This window comes from Lonepinella sp. BR2271 (assembly GCF_051851515.1).
In the GTDB taxonomy this organism is placed as follows: Bacteria; Pseudomonadota; Gammaproteobacteria; order Enterobacterales; family Pasteurellaceae; genus Lonepinella.
The window spans coordinates 121,725-146,043 of sequence record NZ_JBPDVF010000005.1 but is presented as its reverse complement, the minus strand read 5'-3'; the positions used below and the strand labels follow the sequence as shown (position 1 = coordinate 146,043).

The following is a 24,319-nucleotide window of genomic DNA, read 5'->3' as shown; positions in this document are numbered from 1 at the left end:
AATCACGCCCCAAAACCATCCCCTCTCCCTCTGGGAGAGGGCTAGGGTGAGGGGTAAAAACAAAATGAAATCACGCCCCAAAACCATCCCCTCTCCCTCTGGGAGAGGGCTAGGGTGAGGGGTAAAAACAAAATGAAATCACGCCCCAAAACCGTCCCCTCTCCCTCTGGGAGAGGGCTAGGGTGAGGGTAAAACAACGAAGAAAACTATGCCCCTATTTTCCCGAATTCCCTTTGATAAAAAACAAATTGAAAACGCCATTGCTGAGTTAGAACAACAGACCTCCGCAGAACTCCGTGTCTATATCGAGCGCCATTTGCCTAAAAATGCCCTGATTTTAGACCGCACTTTGGCGGTGTTTAATCAATTAGACATGCACAAAACCGCTGCTCGTAATGCGGTATTGATTTACATTGCCCATAAAGATCATCAATGTTCGATTATTGGCGATCAAGGTATTCATCAATTTGTCGGTGATGAATTTTGGCAACATCAATGCCAGTTAATGATTAGCTATTTTAAAGAAAAACAATATACCCTTGGCGTGTTAGCGGCGATTGAAAAAATTGGTCAAGAATTATCTCTGTATTTTCCCATTCAACCAGATGATGTGAATGAATTACCCAATGAGGTCATTATTAATGATTAAATTATTGAAAACCGCGGTATTTTTTAGCCTAATTTTGTGCAGTGTTGTGGCGAAAGCAACCACATTTCCGGAGGTGCCCAATCCATTTCGCTATGTGAATGATTACACCAAGACCTTATCGGCGCAAGAAATCCAATATTTTGAAACGAAGTTATCTCAATATGGTCAAGAAACCAGTTCACAAATTGCGTTGGTGATCATTCCGACCACGGATGGCGAAGATATTTCACAATATACCGCCCAATTAGGGGATAAATGGGGCATTGGGCGCAAGCAATTAAATAATGGCGTATTGTTTTTAGTGGCAAAAGAGGATCGCAAAGTGTTTATTGCCACGGGCCAAGGCTTACAAGGGGTGTTGACGGACGCCTTTTTGTCCCAAGTCATTCGCCAAGCTATTTTGCCTTATTTTAGACAGGGCCAATATGCACAAGGGATCAATTCAGGCTTAGAGCATATTATTGCCGCCAGTAAAGGAGAATATGCTGCCCAAGCGGTGGAAGAAGATAGCATGGATCAAATTGTGCCGTTTATTATGGTGGTGATTTTTATCTTGTTTGTCTTATTCGGTGAAATAAGTTGGCGCCGTAAACCTTATATCAGCCCAACAGCAAACCATAATTTACAAAATGCGGCGATTATTGCTGCCTCGGTATTAAACAGTCGCCGCCGTGGTGGCGGGGGCGGTTTTGGCGGTGGCTTTGGTGGCGGATCGAGCGGTGGCGGATTCGGTGGCGGTGGTTTTGATGGCGGTGGCGCGGGCGGTAGCTGGTAATCGTACATCAAACATAGTTGATAAAATCAGTCAGCTTTTACACAAAACTCAAAACTTATGTTAAAATAACCGCACTTTAACAGACAGAATTTATTATTAAGGAAATCCAATGGAAACGTTAGACAAAATCAAAAAACAAATTGCCGAAAATCCGATTTTAATTTATATGAAAGGCTCCCCCAAATTGCCTTCTTGTGGCTTTTCTGCCCGTGCGGTAGAGGCGTTAATTAACTGCCAAGTGCCTTTTGGTTACGTGGATATTTTACAAAATCCAGATGTGCGAGCGGAGTTACCTAAATATGCGAACTGGCCAACATTCCCACAATTATGGGTCGAGGGCGAGTTAATTGGTGGCTGTGATATTATTTTAGAAATGTATCAAGCGGGTGAATTACAAACCTTATTAAAAGAAGTGGCTGAACGTCACCCAGAATAATCGTTTTCGTTTTATACCATATATTAAAAGGGCTAATCCTTGTGTCAGGAATAGCCCTTTTGTGTATGTGCTGACCTTATTCTGCCATGGTGCCTGAATTCCACTGTTTAGATTCGTCAGGTCGGCGAATTTGCAACAGGAAGCGCTGATTTGCTTTGGCTTGTGGCTGAACAACCGTACCTGATGGGGTAGAGAATGAAATTCCGCCTTTCAATAATTGTTGCACGGTGCCAGTATTGACTTCAATACCTGACCAGCCTAAGCCCGCAGTATAGCCAGAGGAGAGCCAGAATTGTGAATTAGTGCGCACCAAATGGGCATATTTAGGATCAATAATAATATGAATAAGCACCCGATCGCCCAGACTATTTAATTCTAAATGCCGAATTTTCCCCACATCTACACCGCGGTACATTACCGGTGATCCTTGTGAAACATTGGAGGCATCAGCGGTTTCTAAAATAAACGGAACCCCTTTTAAGAATTTATTGTTTTGTGGGGTATTTTTATCATATAGCACAAATTGTTTTTTCACCGCACCAGACCCGACTTCAATATCAATGTAGGGTTGCAATAAACTGTCTAAATTTTCCACGCCACTGGCGGAAATTTCCGGCGAAATCACCTTAAATACACTGCCAGTTTTGGCAACGATTCCCATATAATTCGGGTTCATCAAGGCTTTCGCAATAATCTTGTTATTGTTTTTATCTAACTGAATACTGTCGATTTCACCAACGGTTAGCCCCATATAGCGTAAACTCATGCCTTTGCTTAAATTGGTGGCATCTTCCGCCGTGAGCGTAATCACTTGCCCTGCGGATTTGGCCACTAACTCATTGGCATATAAGGTATGATTTTTGCCTCCGCCACTGTTATCAAAGCTGATGGCGCCTTTCAGTGAGCGAGCAATCGGACTGGCTTGAATGCTGATCCCTTTTGGCGTAATGTCAATTTGTGCCGGACTTTCAACCCAGAATAAGCTGTTATTGGTGAGTAAATGGGCAAATTTGGGATAAATGGCCACGTCTACATCAAAATGATCTTTTAACGGACGAACATCTAAGATTTTGCCTACTTCATATTGACGATATAACACTAAAGACCCTTTGCTAATATTCGGAAGTTGGGTACTTTTCAAGGTTAATGCGGGTTTTAACGTGCTGGCAGTGACGCCCATATCCGCATGCTCTTGATCTTTATAAAGCGGATATTGCGTTTTGGCGTGGCCTTGTTTCAACTGGTTAACCACGCGAATGCCACCTTGCAACCAATTTCCCGCCGCAGGCGCTTGCATACGCAAGCCATCCACACCTACCGCAATATCAAAATTACTCGCCGCAATAAATTGTGTGTCCGCATGGATTAAACCACGATATTCAGGAAAAATCACGGCTTTAAACACGACACCGTCGGTGTCAATTTGTTGTTCGACTAAGCGACCAATACTGATATTATTGTAATACACTTCTTGCCCTTGACGAATACCATAGGTTTCGGGCGCCGTGAGGGTGAGCTGCAACGCATTGGCTTGTGTGAGCAACAGTTCTTTTTCATTGAGAATGGTGAAGTCGGTGGTCGGTTCGCCATCTCCCGCAATAATGTCTAAATATTGTCCCCGTAAAAGTTCAGGTAATTTATCTAACTTGGTGAGATCAACTTTGGGCGAACGCACAACAATTTTGGTATTTTTACGTAAAATGTCGTTCATATTCGGCGCCAATAATAATTTCCCTTTGCGTACATTATTATCAAGCCCCGCCTCTTCCATATAGGTTAAGGTACCGACTTGCATATCTTGATAAAATACTTCGGTTTTTCCCGCTTGGAAATTGTTTTCCGCCGGCAGGGTTACATTGACTTCAATGCCTCGTTGCGCCGAGGATAAATCAGGGTAGAGCGTATATTGTTGCTCATTTTCTGCAACGTCACTTTTTTCTGGCGAATCAAAGGTAATCGCCCCACGCACCACGGCTTGTAAACTGTCAATATTTAGATTGATACCGGATAAATCTACATTGGCACGAATGCCGCTGATGTTCCAGAAACGGCTGTCTTTTTTAATTAAGTGCACATAGTCTTTTTCAATGGCCACATTGATTTCAACCTGTTTTTGATCGGGCGTAAAACGGTAATCTAACACTTTCCCTACGGGCATTTTTTTATAGAAAATTGAGGCACCTTGCGAGATAGATCCTAAATCATCAGACAATAAATGAATCAGTAAATCCCCCTCGGCTAGTTGCACAATTTGGCTACCACTTTCTGCCACAAAATCGTATTTGTAATCGCCGTCCCCAGGTTGCAAGGTGATATAGTTGCCTGAAATTAAGGTATCTAAGCCTGAAATGCCCGCTAATGACGCATTAGGTTGCACCAACCAGAACTTGGTATTTTCACGTAATACCGTTTTGGCCTCGGGATAAATACTGGCTTCCACTTTCACCAATTTTAAATCGTCGGTAAAGTTGACTTTTTTGACTAACCCAATTTGTAGCCCTTGATAGCGAATTTGGGTTTTATTGGCCACTAAGCCATCACCGTTGGCAAAGGTAATATGCACGGTTTCCCCCTGTTCTTTAATAATTTGAAAGAACAGGGTCGCGCCGATAATTAGCGCAATAATCGGCAATAACCAAAACGGCGAAATACGGCGAGTTTTGCGGACCTTAGCGGTGGCAATATTTTCTGGCTGTGTTGCGACAGCAAGATCAGGTTGATTTTCTTTCGTCATAGATTTTCCAAAGTAAACGACTATCAAAAGTAGTGGTGGCTATCATGGTTAAAAACACCGATAAGCCGAAATAAATGGCGGCAGGGCCGACAGAAAAATTAATAATTTGGCCTCGTGTCACCAAGGACATCATTAAGGCCAATACAAATAAATCGAGCATGGACCAACGGCCGACAAAATGCACAATATGAAATAAGCGCATTTGCCATTTGATCGAATGTCGCCAATTAAAATGAATGCTGAATAACAAATAGAGCATGATGATAATTTTGCTAAACGGCACAAAAATACTGGCAAAAAATACCACGAAAGCGACAAAATAGCTGCCCATGTTAACAAACGAAATGACCCCAGAAATCAAGGTGTCACCACTGGGAATATTGCTCATAGAAATATAGGAAATGGGAAACATATTGGCCGGAAAAATCATCACAATTCCCGCTAACAAGGCTGCCCAAGTCTGTTGCAAGCTGATTTCAGCGGCTTTATGCGGTTCATTATGGCAACGTGGGCAACGCTCTTTGCCTTTATGATCCTTGATAGGGTGCTCAAAGGTATAATCACAACTGCTGCAAAAGTGCGGTGGATTTTCTGCGGATATTTCCGATAATTTCAGGTGTTGCGGGTAAAAGTCATTCCATAATTCTTTCGGATTAATTTTGGCGAACAACAGGGTATTCAGCAACGCTGTGGCCAAAAACGCAATTAAATAGACATCAAAGGAAAGGGCGGCATAATCCCGCACTTTAAAGGCGGTGACACCCAATGCGACTAAATACACATCAAACATCACCCAAGGTTTAATATAATCAATCGCCATTAACAGGTTGCGGGGTTTTTGTCTGGTGAGTTTGGCCAGTTGCAATAAAATCACCAACAAGGCAAAAGCAATCGGCATAAACACCGTACAAAGAAAAATTAAAAAAGCGGTGTAAGGGTATCCCTCGGTGGCCATTTTCCATACCCCGCCCCAAATAGAGGCATTTACTTGGGAACCAATCAAATCCACACTTAACAGCGGATAATTTAACGCAAAAGGCATTAAAATCAGAATGGAAAGGGCAATGATGGCACAACGTTTTAATGACCAACGATCCGCCGATTGTAAATCATGATGACAACGAGGGCATTCCGCATGTTCCCCTTTTGCTAAATGCGAAACAGCCACCAAGGCATCACATTCGCCACAACGGCTAATGTGATTAATTTGGCGATCTGAAAGTGGAACATTCTGCATAGTTAACGTGCGTTTTTGGGTGATAAAGGCATATTCTATACATTAATGGCAGATTTGCCAAATGTTGCACGTAAATAGTTTGACAGTTCCGCATATTGAAAGGAAAAACCTTGTTTAAGGAGCTTTTCAGGATGAAGCCGTTGGCTTTCTAACACTAAACTAGCACGTTCTCCAAGCAGAATACGTAATAGAAATGCAGGCACCCTTGCCCAAGCGGGTCGGCGTAACTGTTTAGCCAGTAATTGATTAAAGGTTTTATTTTGCACTGGTTGAGGTGAGCAGAGGTTAAAAGCGCCTTGGCAGGCTGAATTGTGCAGTAAAAAATCAATCGCATTGACCATATCTTCAAGCGCGAACCAAGGCATAAATTGATTGCCGTCGCCTAATTTTCCGCCTAATCCGCAACGATATAAGGGCAAGATTTTGGCTAATGCCCCGCCTTTCGGGGAAAAGACCATGCCTGTACGCAATAAACATACTCGGGTATTGGCTTGTTGGGCTGCATTTTCCCATTGTTGGCAAAGTTGAGCGGTAAAGCCTTGTCCTGCGGATTGTTGTTCATTTATCTGTTGTTCGCCACTGTCGGCATAATAGCCATAAGCGGATCCTGACAGAAAACAGGTCGGTGGCATTTGGCTGGCGTTAATAAGTGCGGTTAATTTTTCGGTTATTTTTAGTCGACTTTGCCACAGGCGATCTTTTTGTTGGGCTGTCCAAGGTTTATCAAAAATTGGCTCGCCCGCCAAATTAATTACGGCGTCAAAGTCATTTAAATCGCTAAAAACAGACAAATCTTCCACCGCACTTAATCGTTCAAAAAAGCGATGGGATTGAAATAAGGCAAGAGCTTTTGGAATTGAACGAGAGAGTAGGGTGACTTGATATTGCTGATCCAACCAGCGTTTCACCAATTCACGCCCAATTAAGCCTGTACCGCCCGTGATCAATATTCGCATTATAACGAACTCTCAAAAAGCTGTTGAATATTGGCGATCAACTGTTTAATGCTCGTGTTCAAGGTCGGCGTGATAAAAATCGTATCGTCACCTGCAATGGTGCCTAAAATGCCATCGGTTTTGCCTACGGAATCCAACAGGCGTGCAATTAATTGCGCTGCCCCAGGACTGGTTTTAATCACCACCAATAAATCATTATGATCAATATCTAACACCAAATTTTTTAACGGACTACTGGTATTCGGCACGCTTAATTCATTCGGCAAGCAATAGACCATTTCCATGCGAGTGTTGCGTGTACGCACGGCGCCAAATTTGCTCAACATACGTGACACTTTGGATTGGTTAATGGTATTAAAGCCGAGCGCTTGCAACGCATTCACAATTTCAATTTGCGAACCAAATTTTTCTTGTGCCAACAGATCTTTAAATGCCGTCATCAGGCTATCATTTTTTGTATCCATCATCATTTCTTTATGTATTAGAGAAAGCGTTGCATAAATTTTGCATAAAAATTCACAATTAAGCAATAAAAATTTACGTGTAAACAAATAAATTCATAAAAACTTGAGCTAGATCGCAAAATTGCATTTTGATGTTTGAATTATTTGCACACAAGGCATAAACTATTAGCAATCCATCATACTTTTATATTTAAGGAGAAAACCATGAAAATTGCCGTTTTAGGTGCAGCAGGTGGTATCGGTCAACCATTATCACTTTTATTGAAATTACAACTTCCAGCAGGATCCGAGTTAGCGTTATATGACGTGGCGCCAATGACCCCTGGTGTGGCAAAAGATTTAAGCCATATTTCCACTGCCGTGAAAGTGGAAGGTTATGCGGGCGAAGATATTGGCAAAGCCTTAACCGGAGCGGATGCGGTCATTATCTCTGCGGGTGTAGCAAGAAAACCGGGTATGGATCGTTCCGATTTATTTAACATCAATGCAGGTATTATCCGTGATTTAGTGCAAAATGTCGCAAACTTTGCACCAAAAGCCTGCATCGGCATTATCACTAACCCAGTGAACACCACTGTTGCTATTGCCGCTGAAGTATTGAAAAAAGCAGGCATTTACGACAAACGTAAATTATTCGGTATTACCACATTAGACGTATTACGTGCGGAAACCTTTGTGGCGGAACAAAAAGGCTTAGAAGTCGAACGTAACAGCATTCCTGTTATCGGCGGCCACTCAGGCACCACTATTTTACCAATCTTCTCACAAGTACAATATGCCACTTGGGATAATGCTGAAATCGTGGAATTAACCAAAAAAGTACAAAATGCGGGTACAGATGTCGTTAATGCTAAAGCCGGTGCAGGTTCTGCCACCTTATCTATGGCCATGGCTGCCGCTCGCTTTACACAAGCCTTAGTGCGTGGTTTGAACGGCGAAACTGCCGTAGAATGTGCTTATGTGGAAGGCAACGGCGAATACGCTCGTTTCTTCTCACAACCAGTACGTTTCGGTCGTGAAGGTGTTGAGAGTTTGTTACCAATCGGTGAATTAAGCCAATTTGAGCAAGAACAATTACAAGCCATGTTACCGCAATTAAAAGCGGATATTGAATTAGGCGAGAAATTTATTGCTTAATTGAGTTTCGGGGGTGTATTTTAGTACGCCCTTTTTTATTTATCTTATGTAAGAATTATCGCTGATGAGTAATTATTCTGCTTTAGTGGATTTAATCATTAAAAATGAAATGAATGGTATTCCTGTTCATGAAATTGTTATTGAGCTTGGAGAAACGCCAGAATTATTATTGAAACATGCCGATTTTCCAATGTTACCTTTAGTCATTAAAGCGAGTACTATTGCCAAAATTTGTTTTGAACATGGTATTGCCACAACGCATATAAAAAAGATAAAAGAGTTATTATTTAATCCAAAAGCTATTTATCGTTCAGCGACACAACAAGGCGTGATCGTTTTGACAGTGGAGCTTAAAGGTGAACATCCCATTATTATTCCTGTTCATCCCAATAAAACCATTGGTCGTAACAAATATAATGTGATAGCAAGCATGTATGCAAAAGAGGGAAATAACCCAGAAATTACATGGAAAAAATCAGGGCTATTATTATTTAGTACTTGACAATAAATGTTATTTTATTAGAATAGTTACCAAAGAGCAGTCCCTCACACCACGCAATTGGAGCGGAAATGTCATACTGTTCTATCAAATAAAAACCACGCAAAGCGTGGTTTTTATGTTTCTATTGTTCTCTCGCCACATTCAATGCCGCAAAGCTCTGCGACACCGGCATAATTTCAATGCGATTAATATTCACATGAGCGGGTTGCTGATAAATCCATAATACCGCATTGGCAATATCTTCGGGTTGAATGGCATTGGTGCCTTTATACAGATTGGCCGCTTTTTCGTCGTCGCCTTTAAAACGCACATTAGAAAATTCCGTTCCGCCACATAACCCAGGTTCTACGTTGGTGACACGAATCGCCGTGCCTGCCAAATCCGCCCGCAAATTTAAGCTAAATTGTTTCACAAAGGCTTTGGTTGCACCGTATACATTGCCACCGGGGTAAGGATAGTTTCCGGCGATAGAACCTAAATTGATAATATGCCCCTGATTGCGTTCAACCATGTTCGGCAAAATTTGGCGAGTTAAATAGCTCAAGCCGATAACATTGGTGTTAATCATGGTAAGCCAATCCTCAAAATGGGCTTTATCGGCGGTTTCCAAGCCTAATGCCAAACCCGCATTATTCACCAGTAAATCAATGTTTGCCCAGTCTGCTGGTAGGCTAGAAAGTGCGGTGTCAATTTCGGCTGTTTTTGATACATCCATGACAAGGGGATAGAAATGCTCTCCTAATTCTACTTGCAAATCTTGCAATTTATCTAAGCGTCGTGCTGCACCGATAACGTTGTAACCTGCTTTAACCAGTGTTCGGCAAATCGCTTTACCAAATCCTGCAGATGCACCAGTAACTAAAATACTCATAAAAATCTCCTTATTATTGAATTCCTTTGTGACGCAATAACGCCTCTAAATTCGGCTTACGCCCACGGAAGCGTTCAAATAGCTGCATAGGTTCTTCACTGCCGCCACGGGTCAAGATTTCATCTAAGAAAGATTGCCCTGTGACAGGGTTGAAAATGCCTTCTTCTTCAAAGCGAGAATAGGCATCAGCAGATAACACTTCTGCCCACAAATAGCTGTAATACCCTGCGGAATAACCGCCGCCGAAAATATGGCTAAAGCTGTGTGGGGTTCTTGCCCAGTCTACACCTTTGATCACGGCGACTTGGTTTTTCACCGCTTTTAAGGTGTCCAAAATTTGGTTGGCTTTGCCTGTTTGATAATGGTGATGTAGGCGGAAATCAAATAAACCAAATTCTAATTGGCGTAACACAAACATGGCGGCTTGGAAATTTTTTGCCTTGATTAATTGGCTTAATTTTTCTTTTGGCAACGGCTCGCCTGTTTGGTAATGCCCTGAAATAAATGCAAGGGCTTGTTCTTCCCAACACCAATTTTCTAAAAATTGGCTCGGCAATTCCACCGCATCCCAAGGCACGCCGTTAATACCTGACACGTCACCTACATCAATCAACGTCAGCATATGATGAATGCCATGCCCAAATTCGTGGAATAGGGTAGTCACTTCATCATGGGTGAACAAGGCAGGCTTATCGCCCACAGGGGCGTTGAAATTACAGGTTAAATAGGCGACAGGTTTTTGGATTGAGCCGTCAGCTTGGCGTTTACGACCAATACAATCGTCCATCCACGCTCCGCCCCGTTTATGCTCACGGGCATATAAATCCAAATAGAAACTGCCTCGCACTTCGTTGGTTTGGTCGATTAAATCAAAGAAACGCACGTCTTTGTGATAGGTTTCTACATCAAAACGCTCTACCGCACGAATATTGAAAATGCGTTTAATTAGCTCAAATAAGCCTGAAAGTACCCGATCTTCGGGAAAATAAGGGCGAAGTTCTTCATCATTAATAGCGTATAAGGCTTGTTTTTGTTTTTCGCTGTAAAAGGCAATATCCCAAGGATTGAGTTCGCTCACTTGATAATTTTCTTTTACAAAGGCGTTCAGTTCGCTTAACTCTTTTTCCCCTTGAGCTTTGGATCGGGTGGCTAAATTCTCTAAAAAATCCAACACTTGCTGCGGATTTTCTGCCATTTTGGTGGCAAGGGAAAGATCAGTGTAATGCTCAAAGCCAAGCAATTTGGCCAGCTCCAAACGCAAGCTCAAAATTTCTTCCATAATCGCTGAATTATCCCATTTCCCTGCGTTCGGGCCTTGTTCCGAGGCTCGGGTCACATAAGCCCGATACATTTCTTCTCGCAAATCTTGGTTTTCACAATAGGTCAACACAGGCAAATAACTTGGCATTTCCAAGGTGAAACGATAGCCCGTTTGCCCCTTGCTTTCAGCTGATTGTTTAGCTAATTGCAAGGCACTTTCAGGCAAGCCTGCGAGATCTTTTTCATCACTAATGAGCTTTTCCCACCCCATGGTGGCATCTAACACATTATTGCTAAATTGAGATTTTAAATCTGACAAACGAGCCACAATTTCGCCGTAGCGTTTTTGTTGTTCTGCAGGTAAGCCGATACCCGACAATTCAAAATCACGCAAACTATTTTCAATGGCTTTCTTTTGTGCCACCGAATAGCGAGCAAATTCAGGGCTATTTTTTAAGCTTAAATAAGCCTCATACAAGCCCTTATGTTGCCCCACCCAAGTGCCATATTCCGACAACAACGGCAAACAGGATTGATAGGCATCTCGCAATTCTGGGCTATTTTTCACCGCATTTAAATGCCCCACAGGCGACCATGCTTTGCTCAAGCGATCATTGACTTCGGCTAACGGCTGATAAAAATTCGCCCAACTAAACTGCGGTTGTTTTAACACTTGTTCTGTCACATCACGGCAATCTTGAATTAATTTTTCCACCGCCGGCTGAATATGTTGCGGTTCAATGCGAGAAAATGGCGGAAGTGAGTTGTTTTCCAATAATGGATTTGTCATAATTTATTCCTTTAATAATTAATATTAATTTTTATTTCGATATAATTACTGTTATATTGTGATGAATTGTAACAAATCAAGCAGACATTGTTAATTTTATAAGGAAAAAGAATGCGTTTTTTATATATTGGATTAGGATTTCTTTGTATTGGCTTAGGCGTTATTGGGGCATTTTTGCCCGTCATGCCCACCACACCGTTTTTATTGCTGGCGTTATTTTTCTTCGGCAAAAGCTCGCCTCGCCTACACGCTTGGTTTTTGCAAACAGACATTTACAAAAAACACCTTAAATCTTTTGATGAACAACGGGCGTTAACTAAAAAATCCAAAATCTCTATTTTGACCCTGTCTACGGTGATGATGGCGATTAGCTTTTATTTTACGCCGATTTACGGACGCATTTGTATTGTGATTTTATTGCTGATTGAGTATTGGTTCTTTTTCTTTTGGATTAAGACGTTGGATGAAGAATAATAAAAAGGCCTTGAATCGTTGATATTCAAGGCCTTATGGGCTGGCGTCATCTGAATTGAGTGCTTTGAACCCTTGTAGATACTGGATTTTTCTAATTCAGATTTTCTCCAGTGTTACTTACAGTGTTACTTTAATTCAAAGTGTCCCCATTTTTAAATTATCCGTTATTCAAAACCGCGGTTAAATTTTGGCTTGTTTTTCAAGCCGTCTTTATCCGTGGCACTAACTCAATATTCAGCCCGTCAAGAATTTTTCGCACGGTTTCAAAACGGGGCTTGCTGGATGAAAGAGTTTGATATAGGCTCTCTCTGCCAATGCCTGATTTTTGAGCTAACTCATTCATGCCTTTCGCTCTCGCTACAGTGTTTAAGGCTTGGATAAATTCTTCATCCGTACCAGTGTGTAAGGTTTCTGCTAGGTATAATGCGATAAGTTCATCATTCTCTAAATATTCCGCTACATCAAAGGTAGTGATTCCGTATTTTTCTATCATTTCAGGGGAAATGTCTATATTGTTTTCCATGTATGCCGTCCTATATGATTAATTTACCTGTTTTAATGTCTGCCAATATTACCTTGGCTTTGTCAATATCTGCTTGCTGTTTGGATTTGTCCCCCCCATTGAGCAAAATATAAATAATTTCGCCATGTTGAGTGTAGTAAACACGGTAGCCCTTGCCTGTATCAATTCGCATTTCATACAGTCCACCACCTAGGCTTTTATGGTCGCCAAAATTGCCTATCATTGCTCGCTCAATGCGTTTTGTTATGGCGATTTTCGCAATCGGGTCTTTCACCGCCTTAAACCACCGTTTAAATTCGGTTGTTTGCTTGATTTTATTCACGTTCCCCCCTTTGGGTTATATTGTAATGTTTTCACTACAAACAAGCAAGCACTTCATTTGCTCAATATTGGAAAAATCACAAAATAGCCTCATCTTGATGACGGTTGAAAAATGTGAAATTCGATTCAGTGAAAAGTATTCATTTTTCACTGAAAGTTTATTGTGAAAGAATAAAAGTCTTCTCTGTCAAGGTGTTGAAAGCCTGAATGTTGATGACGGTTAAAAAATGCGAAAAACTGCCTTTCTTCGTGAGTCCGTTACCCCGTGGAATGGGGTATCCCCTAGGGAGTACCTTTTATATTTTATCAGTATGACCTCACCATCTATCAACATCTATCAACTTCAAAATCCGTATAAAAAAGCCTAGATTATCTCTAGGCTGTAAAGTTAAAGCGTTAGTTGTTCTATGTTCACATGATAACGTTTCACGGGCGGTGTGCTGGGCTTTTTCTTTGAACTTTTTTACCACCCCTAGAGTTAGGATTGGTTAAAACTGCGGTGTAAATTATGCTTGTTTTTTCATCTCGGCGATTTCTTCAGGGGTAGGGGCAACAAGCATTATTGTTGTAGGCAAATGCTGAATTTCTTCATTATCCGCTTTCGGTTTGTCAAAACCTAACAGCTTGGCTTTTCCCATAACAGCGGATACAGCTACAGAACATTGTGGGATTACTTGGCTCAAGGCTACTTTGTAAATGTGATCTAGCTCATCAAGCAGATTGTCCACGGTGATTTTATGGCGTGCCACATTGTCCGCTTGTAACTGCTCAATCCTTGCCGTGATCTTGCCGTTGTCTAATAGCTCCTTGGCTTTGCGGTGAATACTTTCAGGTTTCATTTGCTCCACGCTGTAGGCTTGGCGGTAGGCTTGGCTGGCGTTGCCTGTTTCAACGTAAAACAAGCAGAAATTTTCTTGTTTTGGGGTGAGTGTGGTCATTTGTTCATCTTTCCTGTTTTGGCAGTGATAATGCTCAATTTTGCTTTGATATTGTAAAATCTTGCTGTTATCTTGCTATTTCATTTTTTGCTATTTTAACGCAAATTTGAACCAAAAAATGACCCTCCCATGTTTTAGCCCTTTAATTATGGCATTTCTTGATGTTGGAATTTCTATTTTTTCTTTCTATGTCACTATAATAAATTCCTAGTATGTATGGTATATATATAAACACGTTAAATTTTTTAACGTCAAAAACCTAAAAAGCAGTCTATTTTTTTAACGTCAAAATCATTTTTTGTACAGATATTGATTATTTTTTGTCATTGACGTTAAATTTTTTAACCATTGACGTTAAAATTTTTAACATGAAAAAACGTTAATTTCCCCCTTTTGACGTGGCATTTTTCGCTTGTAACCGCTCTTTTAGCTCTCTATCATACTCTCGCCATTCATTGCTTGCTTTGGTGGTAGGCTTTAAATGATGAACGCTTAAACCATATTTATTTAGGCATTCATTAATTTCTAAATGTGTCAGGGCGTAAAGGCTCAATTTGCCCCGTTCTCCTTGTCGGCTCACTTTGATAAACCCTTTTTCTGTGAGTGATTTTAGGGCTTTAGAAAGCGTTTGACGGGATAAATCAAATTCATTCACACGGTTATAAGGCAAGGTAATATTGCCGTTATTTTTGCCGTTATATTCCGCACAAAGATGAATAAAAACCTTGTTTTCAACGGGTGACAAGCGTTTAAAAGCGGTGCTGTTCATCATGTTTTTAGGTAGTGCCACAAATGGATCTGTTTTCCGTCTGCCTTTGTGATTCATGGTTTTTGACATATAATAACCTTTGCTTGATTAAATCGCCCCTAGTAACTTCTCACACTCACAAGGGGCGGTGAATTTGATTAAGCGAAACGCTCTAAAATGTGGAGTAGTTGGCTTTCATTGAAAATCACTGCTCCACGCTCCCTAGCTTTATCGGTGGCATAGTCTGCCAATATTTCAGCGGTTTCACGGTTTGGAATGGAGTAACGGTAATATTGCCCCGTGCCGTCTGCTGTCTTTTCCCATACTCGGTTAAATTTCACATTTAGCAAGTGTTCCAACTCGTTTACTTTGTTTCTACAGTGAGGCAAATATTCTTTAAACGTGGCTTCTAGTGTTGTTATACCTTTTGGATTTTTGAGTAATAGCACGGCTACCCGTTCCATTTGGTCGGCTTTTTTGTCTTTTCTCATTTGGTTTCTCCCATACGTTTTAGCACAATGGCTTGATAATGTTTGTTTTCTTGAGCTTGTTGTAAGATTGAAAATAATTGTTGGTTAAATGGCATTGAGCCAATAATCAACGGTTTTTGATTTTCTCGGTAGGCGATTATTTGCCAGCGGTCGTTGTTCATTTGCTCCCCCTTAGTTAATCCGTTGGCTTGCCAACTGTTCAATATACGCATTGATTTCACTTTCAAGGTATCCAATAGAATTAGCCCCTAGTGAGATTTTTTTTCGGGAAGTCTGGGCGGTAGCGTTTAGATTTGGGATTTTCCCAGTCTGCCATTGTGGAACAGCTTACGCCTAGCATTGCTAATACTTGTGTTCTACGAAGAATTTTATTGAGAATTTCGCTCATTGTGTTTTTTCCTTATTTTGATTGAATGGTTTAAATAATGCCTATCGGTGCTGGTGGTGTGCGATAGGTTGAGAAAAATTGTAATGGCGTGATCAAGTGAAAACTAGATCGGACTAGGTCTGATAGGGTCTAAGTCTTAGGATATAAAAAAAGGGTCGGACTAAGTCTGACCCTAAAGATTATCTGATTTTGGGTTGTGGTCGTAGGATTGTAGCAATATATTGGCGTACTGATTTACTAACATAGGGGTATTCTTTAATTGGATAATTTGCCTCAATCCAACTTTCAATAACTGAATTTTTAGGCGGTGTTTGATAATTCTGCCAAAATTCTTTACAGGCTTTCATTAATATTTCAAGCAACTCTGAACTATGCCCATAAATAAAAAACTCATTATTATTTACCACACTTTGATTTATGGTTTCTGTTTCGGTTGTTGGTGCTGTTGAATTTTGAAGATCGGCTAGTTGCTTTTCTAATTCGGCTATTCGTTCATTTTTATTTTTGATTGTTTGTTCAAATACAAATCTTTCAGCTGTTCCAACGGGGCTTTTATTAATATCGGTATTCTTTACAAATTCATCTGTTTTGGTTAGTGCCCATGATAAGGTCATTATTTTTTCTTGAATTTGATTTTTCTCAACACTGTCATTATCTTTGTCTTCATCAGCAATATTTAAATAACTATAAATTTGATCACGTTTTAAGTAATAATCATAATAATCAGAACCTAACAGTTCATATAAAGTAGAAAAAATCAATTCATTTTGATTGTATTCTAATTTAGATAACGCATTAAAAAATATGTTAATTAAGCATTTTTCAGGCTCTTTATATAAGCTATCAGGCAAGGTATAAACAGCTATTTCATTTTCACAAGCCCAGTTATAGCAATCCTGTGAAGTACGAAGATCAAAATTGTCAGGATTATTATTATAAAGTTTCGCTAAAAGCCAATTAGCAACTTCATAATAGAAATTAGCAGAACCTTTCTTTTTAATGTCTTCAATAAAATCAGGAATGGAAATATAATCACGCTCTCTCTGTTGTTTGAGTGCTAATAAATCGCCCTTAATATCAATCATAAATTACCTCACCTATTCAAATTAAATTAAAAATTTCGCCCATTTTCCACCGCACTTTACCCATTCACAATTTTCAAATGATATTCAGGCAATGCCCCATTTGAACATTGATCTACAAAGTCCGCCCATGCTTGGAGCAGTTTAAAGCGTTGTGGTAAATAATCCGCTCGGTTGTATGCCATTCGCACTTTATCTTGATTAATATGTGACAGGGCAACTTCGATTAATTCGGGATTATGCCCTTGTTCATTCAAATAGGTGCTTGCTATCGCTCGTAAACCGTGTGCTACCAGTTTTCCGTGATAGCCCATGCGTTTAATCGCCGCATTTGCGGTTTGCGTGTTGGTGTGCGTTTTAGGGTCTTTTGTGCTAGGGAACAGGTATTCTTTGCCACCACTCAATTTTTTAATTTCTCGCAATAAGGCTAGGGCTTGCCATGAAAGGGTGATTTTGTGTTCTCGCCCGTTGTCGGTTTCTTTGATTCCCTTGTTAATGGTTACCGTCCAGATTCGGGCTTTTTCGTCAATATCCGCCCATTTGGCGGTAGCACTCTCATTCGGGCGTGTCATTGTCAACAATTGCCACAAAATCAAATAGCGTGTTTGTAGCTTGATTTGAGCGTTATTCAGCGTGAACAGAAATTCCCCTAGGTCTTCAGGCTTCAAGGTTTTGAAATGTTCCACCCGTGGGCTGTCAAATTCTTTTGAAAGATTTGCTGTAGGGTTGTAAGGGATAATTTCACGGTGTAGGGCGAACGTCATTATTTCATTGAGCTTTTGAATAGAACGCTTCAAGGTTTCTAGCGTTCCTTTTTCTTGGAGCGGTTTAAACGCTTTTAACGCTATAGGGGCGTTGATTTGAGTAATTGGATACTTTCCAAAGGCTGGGAGTAAAATCCGCTCTATAAGCCGTTTAACGTCATTTGCGTAGCTTGCTGAAAAATTCGCACGGTTTTTGCGGTGTTCTAACCATTGCCACGCAATATTTTCAAAGGTGTTGTTAAGTTCGGCGGATTTCTCGGCTTGGATTGCTTGAATGTGCGTTTGTGGATCGATATCTTGAGCCAATAGACTGCGAAACTCTAACCGCTTTTCTCTCGCTTGTGCTAGGCTGATTTCGGGGTAAGTGCCAAAACTCAAGTTATTACGTTTTTTGGTGTAAGGGCGTTGATAATTGAATACCCATAACTTTGATCCGTTCGTTTTTATGCGTAAGTAAAGCCCTTGCCCGTCAGCAAGATTATATTCGCTATCTTGTGGTTTGGCTTTCTTAATTTGCGTGTCATTAAGTGCGGTAGTCCGTGCCATAATTTCCCCCTTTCAGGTATGTAACATCAGAATTGAACAATTACATAGACTCTCAAGCCTTGTAGAATAAGGCTTCAAGCCATTTTATGTAACATCAGCTTTTAGATTTATGTAACATCAAGGCTAAATTTTAGAATTTTGGCTAAATTTAAACTTTTGCTAAAACCGCACTAGACCCCGTATTCACAAGGCTTTCTGAAATTAGCTTGTTTTGCTATGTAACATCAGAAAAGGCATAACAGAAAACGCTGTAAGCCTTGTAATATAAGGGTTTATCACGGTTTATGTAACATCAATTTTTGGCATTTAGTAGCGATGTTACATCTGATGTTACATAAATCACTGGATTTGATAATACCGCATAATACCGAAAAAGGCAATAAAAAAGCCTTAAATCGTTGTGAAATAAGGCTTTTTTGTGCGTCTTTGGACGGTGTAAAATTGTGTTCTGGTGGAGCTGGCGGGAGTTGAACCCGCGTCCGAAATTACTCTATCTTCAGTACTACACGTTTAGTCAGTCTTTAATTTCGCTTACCCCCTGCGGACAGACACGCGAAGAATAAACTAGCTTGATTTAATTTAGTGTTTCGATCTCCAAGCCGAAGCGTTCACACGATCTCGTTTTGGTTTGACTCCGCTTGATCCCCGTCTTACGAGCGGAAGCTAGGGAGCGAAGGCTAAATGCAGGTTATTAAGCTGCTAAAGCGTATTGTTCGTCGTTTGCGACTATTATTTTGCGGTTTATTTACAAGGCCTACCGCACCTTGACGTGCACTTTGGACTTTGCCAATCCCGTCGAATCCAAAATCAGCCCCAAAAGTTTGATCAGTGTAACAGAGATGAGGAAAAAATTAAAGTGAAATGCACCGCACTTTTTGGATTATGTTCCAGTTGCTTAAAGTGCGGTCAATTTTTACCAATTTTTATAAGGGAATGGAGGAGAAAAATACCAACAAAATCGGCGGGGCAATATTCGTTACAAAACCAAAACTAATCGCAAGAGGGACAACCTCCATGCCACCAGAACGCTGAATAATCGGTAAGGTGCAATCTAACGCCGTGGCACCCGCAAGGCCGACGGCGGTGGAGCGATAGTTAAACATAAAAAAAGGAATCACAAAGAGGCTAATAATTTCTCTAGAGAGATCGTTAAAAAAGGCAATACTGCCAAATTCAGCGCCCCAAGCGTTATTGATTACCACGCTGGACAAGGAATACCACCCCAAACCTGAGGAAATGGCAAGTCCTTGTGTCATCGGTAAATTGAGCAGCCAAGCGGAAATCAGGCCACCGATTAAGGAGGTGACGATCATAATCAGTCCAGTATAAATGCCTCGTTTATTGAATAAGACGTCACGTAGTGAAATACCGTTATTGCGTAGTTGAATACCGACAAAGAAAATTAAAGCTATTAAGACATAGGTGCTAGTGCCGAAAGGTAAATGAATGGTGCCTTTGGTGAATAAGCCCACAAAAAAGCCAATGAACACCATGGAACATAATTTGGCACTGTCTAACAGTAATTTCCAACGGGGCGGAATATTATGTCCCAAATGTTTGAGTGGTTTGGGGTTAAGTTTATCAAAGCTGACTAACCCAATGATATTACAAGTAATAATACAGACACTAAAGGTAAACGCCGAAAAACCGATGACTGGTAATTTATGCGCCACATCCTCAAGTTGCCCAAGGGAAACGCCCATGACAAATAAAATCACGTAGAGCAGTAACATCACAATGCGATTAACTGCGGTTAAAAATGCGTGATTTTTTGATTTAATTAAATAGCCCAATAACATGGGAATTAACACAATAAGTAAGCCTTCAAGCATAATTTTCCTTGTACAAAAATGGCGGCGTGGCGATACACAAGATATTACCTTGTTATTTTGTTTTTGTGAACAGAAACAGTGTGAATATCGAGATAAACATACTTTATATCGGCATGTATTGCTTCCTCATCAAGAGGGTTTACGACGATTATTTTTACATGGAAATTTGCCCTAAATTATGCTATAATCCAACCCAAGTTCTCCCCTCTCCCTAAGCATAATCGCATTAATTTTATCAAGGAAAAACCATGATTAATTCTTTCGTTGTGAGTATTTTTATTCTTATTCGCCTTATCCCACGTTTTCGCAAACTACGACTTGATATGTATCTTATTTTGATCCTGATCGTCAGCCTTATCAATTTGTGGGTGCCGGTTTCTTTGGGGAGTAATTTTATATTTGCAACATGGTTAGCTTTCATGATGGAGATTGTTTTATTTATCTTTGGTATCATGATCTTATTGGATGAATATGATAGCGAAATTTCTATTCCAGTATTACGTTTATTAAGCTATCTAATAAAACAGCCAAGTTGGCTTTGTTTGCCTTTTTTTCTGTTAAATGAAACACAATACCAACAACGTGATAAATTCATTTCCGAGTTAAATAACAATATTTATACGTTTTAAAATAGGTAAGGAACAATCTTATGCAACCAGATTCAGAGATCCATCAATTAGACGATATTATTGCCATTTTTAATCAATGTTTTTATAGCGAATTTAACACCAAATTAATCAAAGGCGGTGATGAACCGATTTATTTACCGGCGAATGATCAAGTGCCTTACCATGCGATCCATTTTGCCCGAGGGTTTTACAGTAGCGCTTTGCACGAAATTGCACATTGGCTCGTGGCGGGCAAAGAACGCCGTAAACTGGAAGATTTTGGTTATTGGTATGAACCTGACGGCCGCTCTGAACAACGCCAACGGGATTTTGAACAAGCGGAAGTCAAACCTCAAGCGCTAGAATGGATTTTATCTACTGCGGCCAATTTTCGTTATTTTGCCAGTTCAGATAATTTAAATGGTGAAGTCGGGGATACCATGCCGTTTAAACAAGCCGTGTATGAACAAGTTAAAATCTACGCTGAAAAAGGCTTACCAAAACGAGCAGAAACCTTACGCAAAGCCTTGTGTGCATTTTATGGTACGGAAGATCGGATTGATCTGGCGAAGTTTGATGTGAGTCGGATTTAGTTATTTCAACAGGCGGACATATTCGTCCGCCTTTTGTATTTACCTATTCGTTTGCTGATTTAGGCTAAAAACGTTTTCAAATCAAGATAGTTTTCTAATTTCTTCTAGTGGCAAATTTACGATCTTCGCCACCATTTGCGGATCCATATTATAAGCCAGCATATTTTTAGCTGTTTCGTAAATGCCTTCTAATCTTCCTTCTAATTTCCCTTCTAACTTACCATTTTGCCATCCTTCAATTTTCGCAGATTCTAACAAAGAATATTCATCCCATTTGCGTTTTAAGCTGACGTTGTACATATCTCGTTCTCCTTTGCTTAGTTGGACGTATTCGGCGATTTTGAATACTTTTTCAAATACGGGTTTGCTGAGGAATTCGGGGAGTTTGTCTAGTTTGGAAATGTTTCTTAATACAAACAGCCATTTGTCCAAATCGCCCTGTAATTCGGTTTCTGTTTTATTGAAGTTCAATAATTCAATATAAGTAAACCCCAAATCTTCATAAAATACCGTTCCTGTATTTCTATCACATAATGCAATGTCGTGCAAATATTGTTCGGTTTGATGGGTTAAGCGAAAACCATCCATTAGCACAATCACATAGACTTCGCTGATGTTATAGTTCCAAAAACGCCGTTCGCCTTTGGGGGCTTGGTCGGCAATCAGTTTACTGCCATAGTATAACATACGTTTCTTCAAATTCACTTGCGAACTGCATTGCATTTCGATAATAAATTGTTCACCGTTTTCAGCGGTGCAAGTGAGGTCAAAAATCACCGCACCTTGTTCAATGCTGTCGCCTTGGTGTTCGTTTGGGTTGTAGATTAAGTCTTGAATCACTTTGCGATCTTTGAAAATTTCGTTTAGAAAAGCAATGAGTAAATCTTTGTTGACTTCTGTGCCGAAAATACGTTTAAAACCGTAGTCGGTGGTGAGATCTATGTAGCGAGTGGGTTTGAGGTTCATTTGGGTTCTCCTGTTGTTTTGGCGGAATATAGAAGAAAAGCAATTTAAATGCCACAATGGCATATCAAATTTGGAATCAAGATCACAAAAGTGGGGTGAAAGGGGTTCCCGACATGAGGTTTTTACGATAATAAATTTGGGTAGATGTGCAGTTTTTGTCTTTAAACAGTGGAGTGCGGTGGAAAAAATTAAACTTTTCCAATCATTGTATCCCCCTTTTCCCAACATGTTATAACTAAGTGTTGATGATTTTAGGATTTGTTTACAAAATATCCTAAAATAACAATAATCCAGCAAAACTAAGATAAAAAATAACCTATGAGCCAGAATTTTAATCTTCAGCAATTTATTGCCCAAATCCCTGAATTAGCCAATGAAACTGATCTTGAACAGGTGTTTAATGTTATGAATGTGGTGGCCAATATGCCTTTGTCTATTGACCTGAAAAAACATTTATTAAGCCAAATGGAAACCAAATTAAAAGACAATCCAAATTTCCAAAAAATAGCAGAAACTCACCAACTCCAATTAAAACAACTTCAGCAAATATTGGCTGGAAATAATGTACAGGTTACAGAAGAAAAAAAAGAAGAAAATAAAAAACAAAAGCAAGAAAATCAAGCCAGTCAGCAATTTAATTTGCAACAGTTGAATATGTTGAAAGGATTTGAATTAGTTCAATATGTAATTCAGCATTTAACAGAGCCTAGTGAATGGAAGAAAGTTGATGTAGAAACACAAATTAAAATTACTAAGGCACTTAGAGAAAATATATCTAAGTTAGATTTAAAAGAAGAGCCTGTAAAAGAGACTGTGGCTAGTAGTATGCTTAATGCAATGTCTGGTAATAATAAAGAAAATAAAGAAGAAGCACATAAACTTTATGTGAGTATGTCTCCAGAACAGAGAAAAGAACTTCACAATTTTTTTAAAACTAGAAAAGGTAAAAGATTTATTAGAGAATGTACAGGCTATGATCCTACACCTGAAACAGAAAATGAAATAATAAATACAATAGAATTAATTTTAGGTAATAAAGAGTTGAGTGAACATATTTCTTTAAAAGATGGAAAAGTCATTATAAATCCAGATACTCTTGAAGAAAAAATAAGATTAAAAGCATTTATTGATGAAAAAATTGCACCTTATGCCACAGCAGAACAAAGAAACACTTTAAATTTTATCTCTTCTAAATTATTTGTTAATGAAGCACTCAAAGAAGCCCCACTTAATGATAAAGGTTGGTTCAAAAACCTTTTTACTACTGGCCATTTAAAAACAAATGATATATTTAATAAACCTGCTCATATTATTTATGAGAATTTAAGCAGTAAATTAGACACTATGATTGATATGTATCAGAAGTTTAATTCTCACTCTAAATGGGATATTATCAATTTAGTTAAGGCTGAACAGGAAACTAGAATAGGTCAATTATTAAATTCACAACTAATCCTTTATTTAGCAGGGGATAAAGATGCTAAAGAAGATGTGATCAATAATGCTTTCTTTAGGAATTTATATGCCAAGAGCCAAGCCTTTGGCAATGATCATTATCTGTTTAAAACAGTGCTTGAAGGGATGAACTTTGATGAAGCAGCCACAGCAAGGATCATTAGTCAATTAGATAAAGACTTGGAAAATAATCCAGCTATTAAGCCAGATAACACTAAAATAAATAATAAGTTTTTTAAGCATTATCAAGCAGAAAAGGATAATTATTACACTGTTGCAATGGCAGTAGAAAATTATATTGGTAAAGGTGAAGGGATTAAATCTCTTGATGTTTATGATATGTTTAAAAGGTTGAATAGTGGTGAAGAATTAACTGATAAAGATATTATAATATTAGATTTATTAAAACAAGAAGAATATAAGAAAAATAAATATTCACTGTCCATTAATGGTGAAGTTGTGAAAATAAAGACCAAAGACCTTTTGGATAAATTTTACAATATTACTCAATTAAATTCTAATGAAGTTGATCAATTAACACAAGAATATTACAAAAAAAATGATAAAATTAGTCATATTAGTGAAAGTGAAAATAAAATATTGGCTATAGCAGATATAGAACAATCAAGAGAAATTGCAAAGGTTTATAATAACAAAAATACTAATTCATTCATAGTACAAGAAAATTTAAAAGGAAAAAATCCTAATAAAGAAGATGATCTAACTTCTGGCAATACTATAAATAATAGTGGGTTTAATAGTTAAAAATAAAAGCAATA

At 39.3% G+C, this 24,319-nt stretch carries 25 protein-coding genes, 1 other RNA gene and 1 pseudogene; 9 read left to right on the top strand and 18 right to left on the bottom strand.

What is annotated here, in order from left to right; all coding sequences use genetic code 11:
- Positions 1-208: 208 nt before the first annotated feature.
- The 3 genes from ACTG7X_RS06140 (at position 209) to grxD (ending at position 1,860) form a co-directional block, all read left to right on the top strand.
- Positions 209-649: a TPM domain-containing protein gene (locus ACTG7X_RS06140; protein ID WP_439257645.1), complete on the top strand. Its 441-nt coding sequence runs from the start codon at positions 209-211 to the stop codon at positions 647-649.
- Complete coding sequence (locus tag ACTG7X_RS06135; protein WP_439257644.1) at positions 627-1,424, top strand: TPM domain-containing protein; 798 nt, start codon at positions 627-629, stop codon at positions 1,422-1,424. The genes ACTG7X_RS06140 and ACTG7X_RS06135 overlap by 23 nt, the downstream gene beginning before the upstream one ends.
- A 109-nt stretch (positions 1,425-1,533) precedes the next feature.
- A complete protein-coding gene (grxD, locus tag ACTG7X_RS06130) occupies positions 1,534-1,860 on the top strand; it encodes a Grx4 family monothiol glutaredoxin (RefSeq protein WP_439243589.1) in 327 nt (108 codons plus the stop codon).
- Between the two features lie 76 nt (positions 1,861-1,936).
- Here the strand turns inward: grxD and ACTG7X_RS06125 are convergent, their stop codons facing one another.
- From ACTG7X_RS06125 to argR, 4 genes are read right to left on the bottom strand one after another with little or no spacing between them, the layout of a single operon-like run.
- On the bottom strand, positions 1,937-4,594 hold the full coding sequence (locus ACTG7X_RS06125) for an MlaD family protein (RefSeq protein WP_439257643.1): 2,658 nt from the start codon (positions 4,592-4,594) through the stop codon (positions 1,937-1,939).
- Positions 4,572-5,831: a PqiA/YebS family transporter subunit gene (locus tag ACTG7X_RS06120; protein WP_439257642.1), complete on the bottom strand. Its 1,260-nt coding sequence runs from the start codon at positions 5,829-5,831 to the stop codon at positions 4,572-4,574. Before ACTG7X_RS06120 ends, ACTG7X_RS06125 begins: the two co-directional genes overlap by 23 nt.
- Before the next feature lie 35 nt (positions 5,832-5,866).
- Complete coding sequence (locus ACTG7X_RS06115) at positions 5,867-6,787, bottom strand: TIGR01777 family oxidoreductase (RefSeq protein ID WP_439257641.1); 921 nt, start codon at positions 6,785-6,787, stop codon at positions 5,867-5,869.
- On the bottom strand, positions 6,787-7,254 hold the full coding sequence (gene argR / locus ACTG7X_RS06110; protein WP_439243579.1) for a transcriptional regulator ArgR: 468 nt from the start codon (positions 7,252-7,254) through the stop codon (positions 6,787-6,789). The genes ACTG7X_RS06115 and argR overlap by 1 nt, the downstream gene beginning before the upstream one ends.
- A 201-nt stretch (positions 7,255-7,455) precedes the next feature.
- Here argR and mdh point away from each other — a divergent pair, with 201 nt between their 5' ends.
- Both mdh and ACTG7X_RS06100 read left to right on the top strand, forming a co-directional pair.
- Entirely contained in the window at positions 7,456-8,388 is a 933-nt protein-coding gene (gene mdh / locus ACTG7X_RS06105; protein WP_439257640.1) for a malate dehydrogenase, read from the top strand.
- A gap of 64 nt (positions 8,389-8,452) precedes the next feature.
- Positions 8,453-8,890, top strand: coding sequence for a hypothetical protein (locus ACTG7X_RS06100; protein ID WP_439257639.1), 438 nt, complete (start codon positions 8,453-8,455; stop codon positions 8,888-8,890).
- Between the two features lie 121 nt (positions 8,891-9,011).
- Here ACTG7X_RS06100 and ACTG7X_RS06095 read toward each other — a convergent pair whose 3' ends face one another.
- A complete protein-coding gene (locus ACTG7X_RS06095) occupies positions 9,012-9,761 on the bottom strand; it encodes an SDR family oxidoreductase (protein ID WP_439257638.1) in 750 nt (249 codons plus the stop codon).
- Positions 9,762-9,774: 13 nt separating this feature from the next.
- The gene (prlC, locus tag ACTG7X_RS06090) at positions 9,775-11,811 is read right to left on the bottom strand and encodes an oligopeptidase A (RefSeq protein WP_439257637.1); all 2,037 of its coding nucleotides are present in this window, start codon (positions 11,809-11,811) and stop codon (positions 9,775-9,777) included.
- Between the two features lie 111 nt (positions 11,812-11,922).
- On the opposite strand from prlC, the gene ACTG7X_RS06085 reads away from it, so the two are divergent.
- On the top strand, positions 11,923-12,285 hold the full coding sequence (locus ACTG7X_RS06085; protein ID WP_439257636.1) for a YbaN family protein: 363 nt from the start codon (positions 11,923-11,925) through the stop codon (positions 12,283-12,285).
- A gap of 199 nt (positions 12,286-12,484) precedes the next feature.
- On the opposite strand, the gene ACTG7X_RS06080 is transcribed toward ACTG7X_RS06085, so the two are convergent.
- The 11 genes and pseudogenes from ACTG7X_RS06080 to ACTG7X_RS06030 form a co-directional block, all read right to left on the bottom strand.
- Positions 12,485-12,808, bottom strand: a complete 324-nt coding sequence (locus tag ACTG7X_RS06080; RefSeq protein ID WP_439257635.1) for an addiction module antidote protein — start codon at positions 12,806-12,808, stop codon at positions 12,485-12,487.
- A gap of 10 nt (positions 12,809-12,818) precedes the next feature.
- Positions 12,819-13,130: a type II toxin-antitoxin system RelE/ParE family toxin gene (locus tag ACTG7X_RS06075; RefSeq protein WP_439257634.1), complete on the bottom strand. Its 312-nt coding sequence runs from the start codon at positions 13,128-13,130 to the stop codon at positions 12,819-12,821.
- A gap of 505 nt (positions 13,131-13,635) precedes the next feature.
- Positions 13,636-14,067 (bottom strand): terminase small subunit, encoded by a 432-nt coding sequence (locus tag ACTG7X_RS06070; RefSeq protein WP_439257633.1) that lies wholly within the window; start codon positions 14,065-14,067, stop codon positions 13,636-13,638.
- Positions 14,068-14,446: 379 nt separating this feature from the next.
- Positions 14,447-14,905 carry a hypothetical protein gene (locus ACTG7X_RS06065; RefSeq protein ID WP_439257632.1) on the bottom strand — a complete coding sequence of 153 codons (459 nt, stop codon included), beginning with the start codon at positions 14,903-14,905 and terminating at the stop codon, positions 14,447-14,449.
- A 68-nt stretch (positions 14,906-14,973) separates the two neighbouring features.
- Complete coding sequence (locus ACTG7X_RS06060; protein ID WP_439257631.1) at positions 14,974-15,306, bottom strand: hypothetical protein; 333 nt, start codon at positions 15,304-15,306, stop codon at positions 14,974-14,976.
- Entirely contained in the window at positions 15,303-15,518 is a 216-nt protein-coding gene (locus ACTG7X_RS06055; protein ID WP_439257655.1) for a hypothetical protein, read from the bottom strand. Before ACTG7X_RS06055 ends, ACTG7X_RS06060 begins: the two co-directional genes overlap by 4 nt.
- Positions 15,478-15,694, bottom strand: a pseudogene (locus ACTG7X_RS06050) (helix-turn-helix transcriptional regulator). Before ACTG7X_RS06050 ends, ACTG7X_RS06055 begins: the two are co-directional and overlap by 41 nt.
- 179 nt (positions 15,695-15,873) lie before the next feature.
- Entirely contained in the window at positions 15,874-16,779 is a 906-nt protein-coding gene (locus tag ACTG7X_RS06045) for a hypothetical protein (protein WP_439257630.1), read from the bottom strand.
- A gap of 56 nt (positions 16,780-16,835) precedes the next feature.
- Positions 16,836-18,086: an integrase arm-type DNA-binding domain-containing protein gene (locus tag ACTG7X_RS06040; RefSeq protein WP_439257629.1), complete on the bottom strand. Its 1,251-nt coding sequence runs from the start codon at positions 18,084-18,086 to the stop codon at positions 16,836-16,838.
- Between the two features lie 449 nt (positions 18,087-18,535).
- Positions 18,536-18,901, bottom strand: a transfer-messenger RNA (tmRNA) gene (ssrA, locus tag ACTG7X_RS06035).
- A gap of 108 nt (positions 18,902-19,009) precedes the next feature.
- On the bottom strand, positions 19,010-19,918 hold the full coding sequence (locus ACTG7X_RS06030) for a lysine exporter LysO family protein (protein ID WP_439257628.1): 909 nt from the start codon (positions 19,916-19,918) through the stop codon (positions 19,010-19,012).
- A 419-nt stretch (positions 19,919-20,337) separates the two neighbouring features.
- On the opposite strand from ACTG7X_RS06030, the gene ACTG7X_RS06025 reads away from it, so the two are divergent.
- Together ACTG7X_RS06025 and ACTG7X_RS06020 are read left to right on the top strand one after the other, a co-directional pair.
- Positions 20,338-20,547, top strand: a complete 210-nt coding sequence (locus ACTG7X_RS06025; protein WP_439241744.1) for a hypothetical protein — start codon at positions 20,338-20,340, stop codon at positions 20,545-20,547.
- Positions 20,548-20,567: 20 nt separating this feature from the next.
- Complete coding sequence (locus tag ACTG7X_RS06020; protein ID WP_439257627.1) at positions 20,568-21,119, top strand: elongation factor P hydroxylase; 552 nt, start codon at positions 20,568-20,570, stop codon at positions 21,117-21,119.
- 81 nt (positions 21,120-21,200) lie between these two features.
- Here the strand turns inward: ACTG7X_RS06020 and ACTG7X_RS06015 are convergent, their stop codons facing one another.
- Positions 21,201-22,085, bottom strand: a complete 885-nt coding sequence (locus ACTG7X_RS06015) for an Rpn family recombination-promoting nuclease/putative transposase (protein ID WP_439257626.1) — start codon at positions 22,083-22,085, stop codon at positions 21,201-21,203.
- Between the two features lie 318 nt (positions 22,086-22,403).
- Here ACTG7X_RS06015 and ACTG7X_RS06010 point away from each other — a divergent pair, with 318 nt between their 5' ends.
- Positions 22,404-24,305, top strand: a complete 1,902-nt coding sequence (locus ACTG7X_RS06010) for a hypothetical protein (RefSeq protein ID WP_439257625.1) — start codon at positions 22,404-22,406, stop codon at positions 24,303-24,305.
- Positions 24,306-24,319 lie beyond the last annotated feature (14 nt).

Coding starts and splice junctions, on each gene's coding strand:
- ACTG7X_RS06055 (WP_439257655.1), bottom strand. CDS start 15,518: ATGCGTATATTGAACAGTTGGCAAGCCAACGGATTAACTAAGGGGGAG.
- argR (WP_439243579.1), bottom strand. CDS start 7,254: ATGATGGATACAAAAAATGATAGCCTGATGACGGCATTTAAAGATCTG.
- ACTG7X_RS06060 (WP_439257631.1), bottom strand. CDS start 15,306: ATGAGAAAAGACAAAAAAGCCGACCAAATGGAACGGGTAGCCGTGCTA.
- mdh (WP_439257640.1), top strand. CDS start 7,456: ATGAAAATTGCCGTTTTAGGTGCAGCAGGTGGTATCGGTCAACCATTA.
- ACTG7X_RS06115 (WP_439257641.1), bottom strand. CDS start 6,787: ATGCGAATATTGATCACGGGCGGTACAGGCTTAATTGGGCGTGAATTG.
- ACTG7X_RS06045 (WP_439257630.1), bottom strand. CDS start 16,779: ATGATTGATATTAAGGGCGATTTATTAGCACTCAAACAACAGAGAGAG.
- ACTG7X_RS06100 (WP_439257639.1), top strand. CDS start 8,453: ATGAGTAATTATTCTGCTTTAGTGGATTTAATCATTAAAAATGAAATG.
- prlC (WP_439257637.1), bottom strand. CDS start 11,811: ATGACAAATCCATTATTGGAAAACAACTCACTTCCGCCATTTTCTCGC.
- ACTG7X_RS06015 (WP_439257626.1), bottom strand. CDS start 22,085: ATGAACCTCAAACCCACTCGCTACATAGATCTCACCACCGACTACGGT.
- ACTG7X_RS06040 (WP_439257629.1), bottom strand. CDS start 18,086: ATGGCACGGACTACCGCACTTAATGACACGCAAATTAAGAAAGCCAAA.
- grxD (WP_439243589.1), top strand. CDS start 1,534: ATGGAAACGTTAGACAAAATCAAAAAACAAATTGCCGAAAATCCGATT.
- ACTG7X_RS06025 (WP_439241744.1), top strand. CDS start 20,338: ATGATGGAGATTGTTTTATTTATCTTTGGTATCATGATCTTATTGGAT.
- ACTG7X_RS06125 (WP_439257643.1), bottom strand. CDS start 4,594: ATGACGAAAGAAAATCAACCTGATCTTGCTGTCGCAACACAGCCAGAA.
- ACTG7X_RS06030 (WP_439257628.1), bottom strand. CDS start 19,918: ATGCTTGAAGGCTTACTTATTGTGTTAATTCCCATGTTATTGGGCTAT.
- ACTG7X_RS06135 (WP_439257644.1), top strand. CDS start 627: ATGAGGTCATTATTAATGATTAAATTATTGAAAACCGCGGTATTTTTT.
- ACTG7X_RS06020 (WP_439257627.1), top strand. CDS start 20,568: ATGCAACCAGATTCAGAGATCCATCAATTAGACGATATTATTGCCATT.
- ACTG7X_RS06140 (WP_439257645.1), top strand. CDS start 209: ATGCCCCTATTTTCCCGAATTCCCTTTGATAAAAAACAAATTGAAAAC.
- ACTG7X_RS06095 (WP_439257638.1), bottom strand. CDS start 9,761: ATGAGTATTTTAGTTACTGGTGCATCTGCAGGATTTGGTAAAGCGATT.
- ACTG7X_RS06120 (WP_439257642.1), bottom strand. CDS start 5,831: ATGCAGAATGTTCCACTTTCAGATCGCCAAATTAATCACATTAGCCGT.
- ACTG7X_RS06065 (WP_439257632.1), bottom strand. CDS start 14,905: ATGTCAAAAACCATGAATCACAAAGGCAGACGGAAAACAGATCCATTT.
- ACTG7X_RS06080 (WP_439257635.1), bottom strand. CDS start 12,808: ATGGAAAACAATATAGACATTTCCCCTGAAATGATAGAAAAATACGGA.
- ACTG7X_RS06085 (WP_439257636.1), top strand. CDS start 11,923: ATGCGTTTTTTATATATTGGATTAGGATTTCTTTGTATTGGCTTAGGC.
- ACTG7X_RS06070 (WP_439257633.1), bottom strand. CDS start 14,067: ATGACCACACTCACCCCAAAACAAGAAAATTTCTGCTTGTTTTACGTT.
- ACTG7X_RS06010 (WP_439257625.1), top strand. CDS start 22,404: ATGAGCCAGAATTTTAATCTTCAGCAATTTATTGCCCAAATCCCTGAA.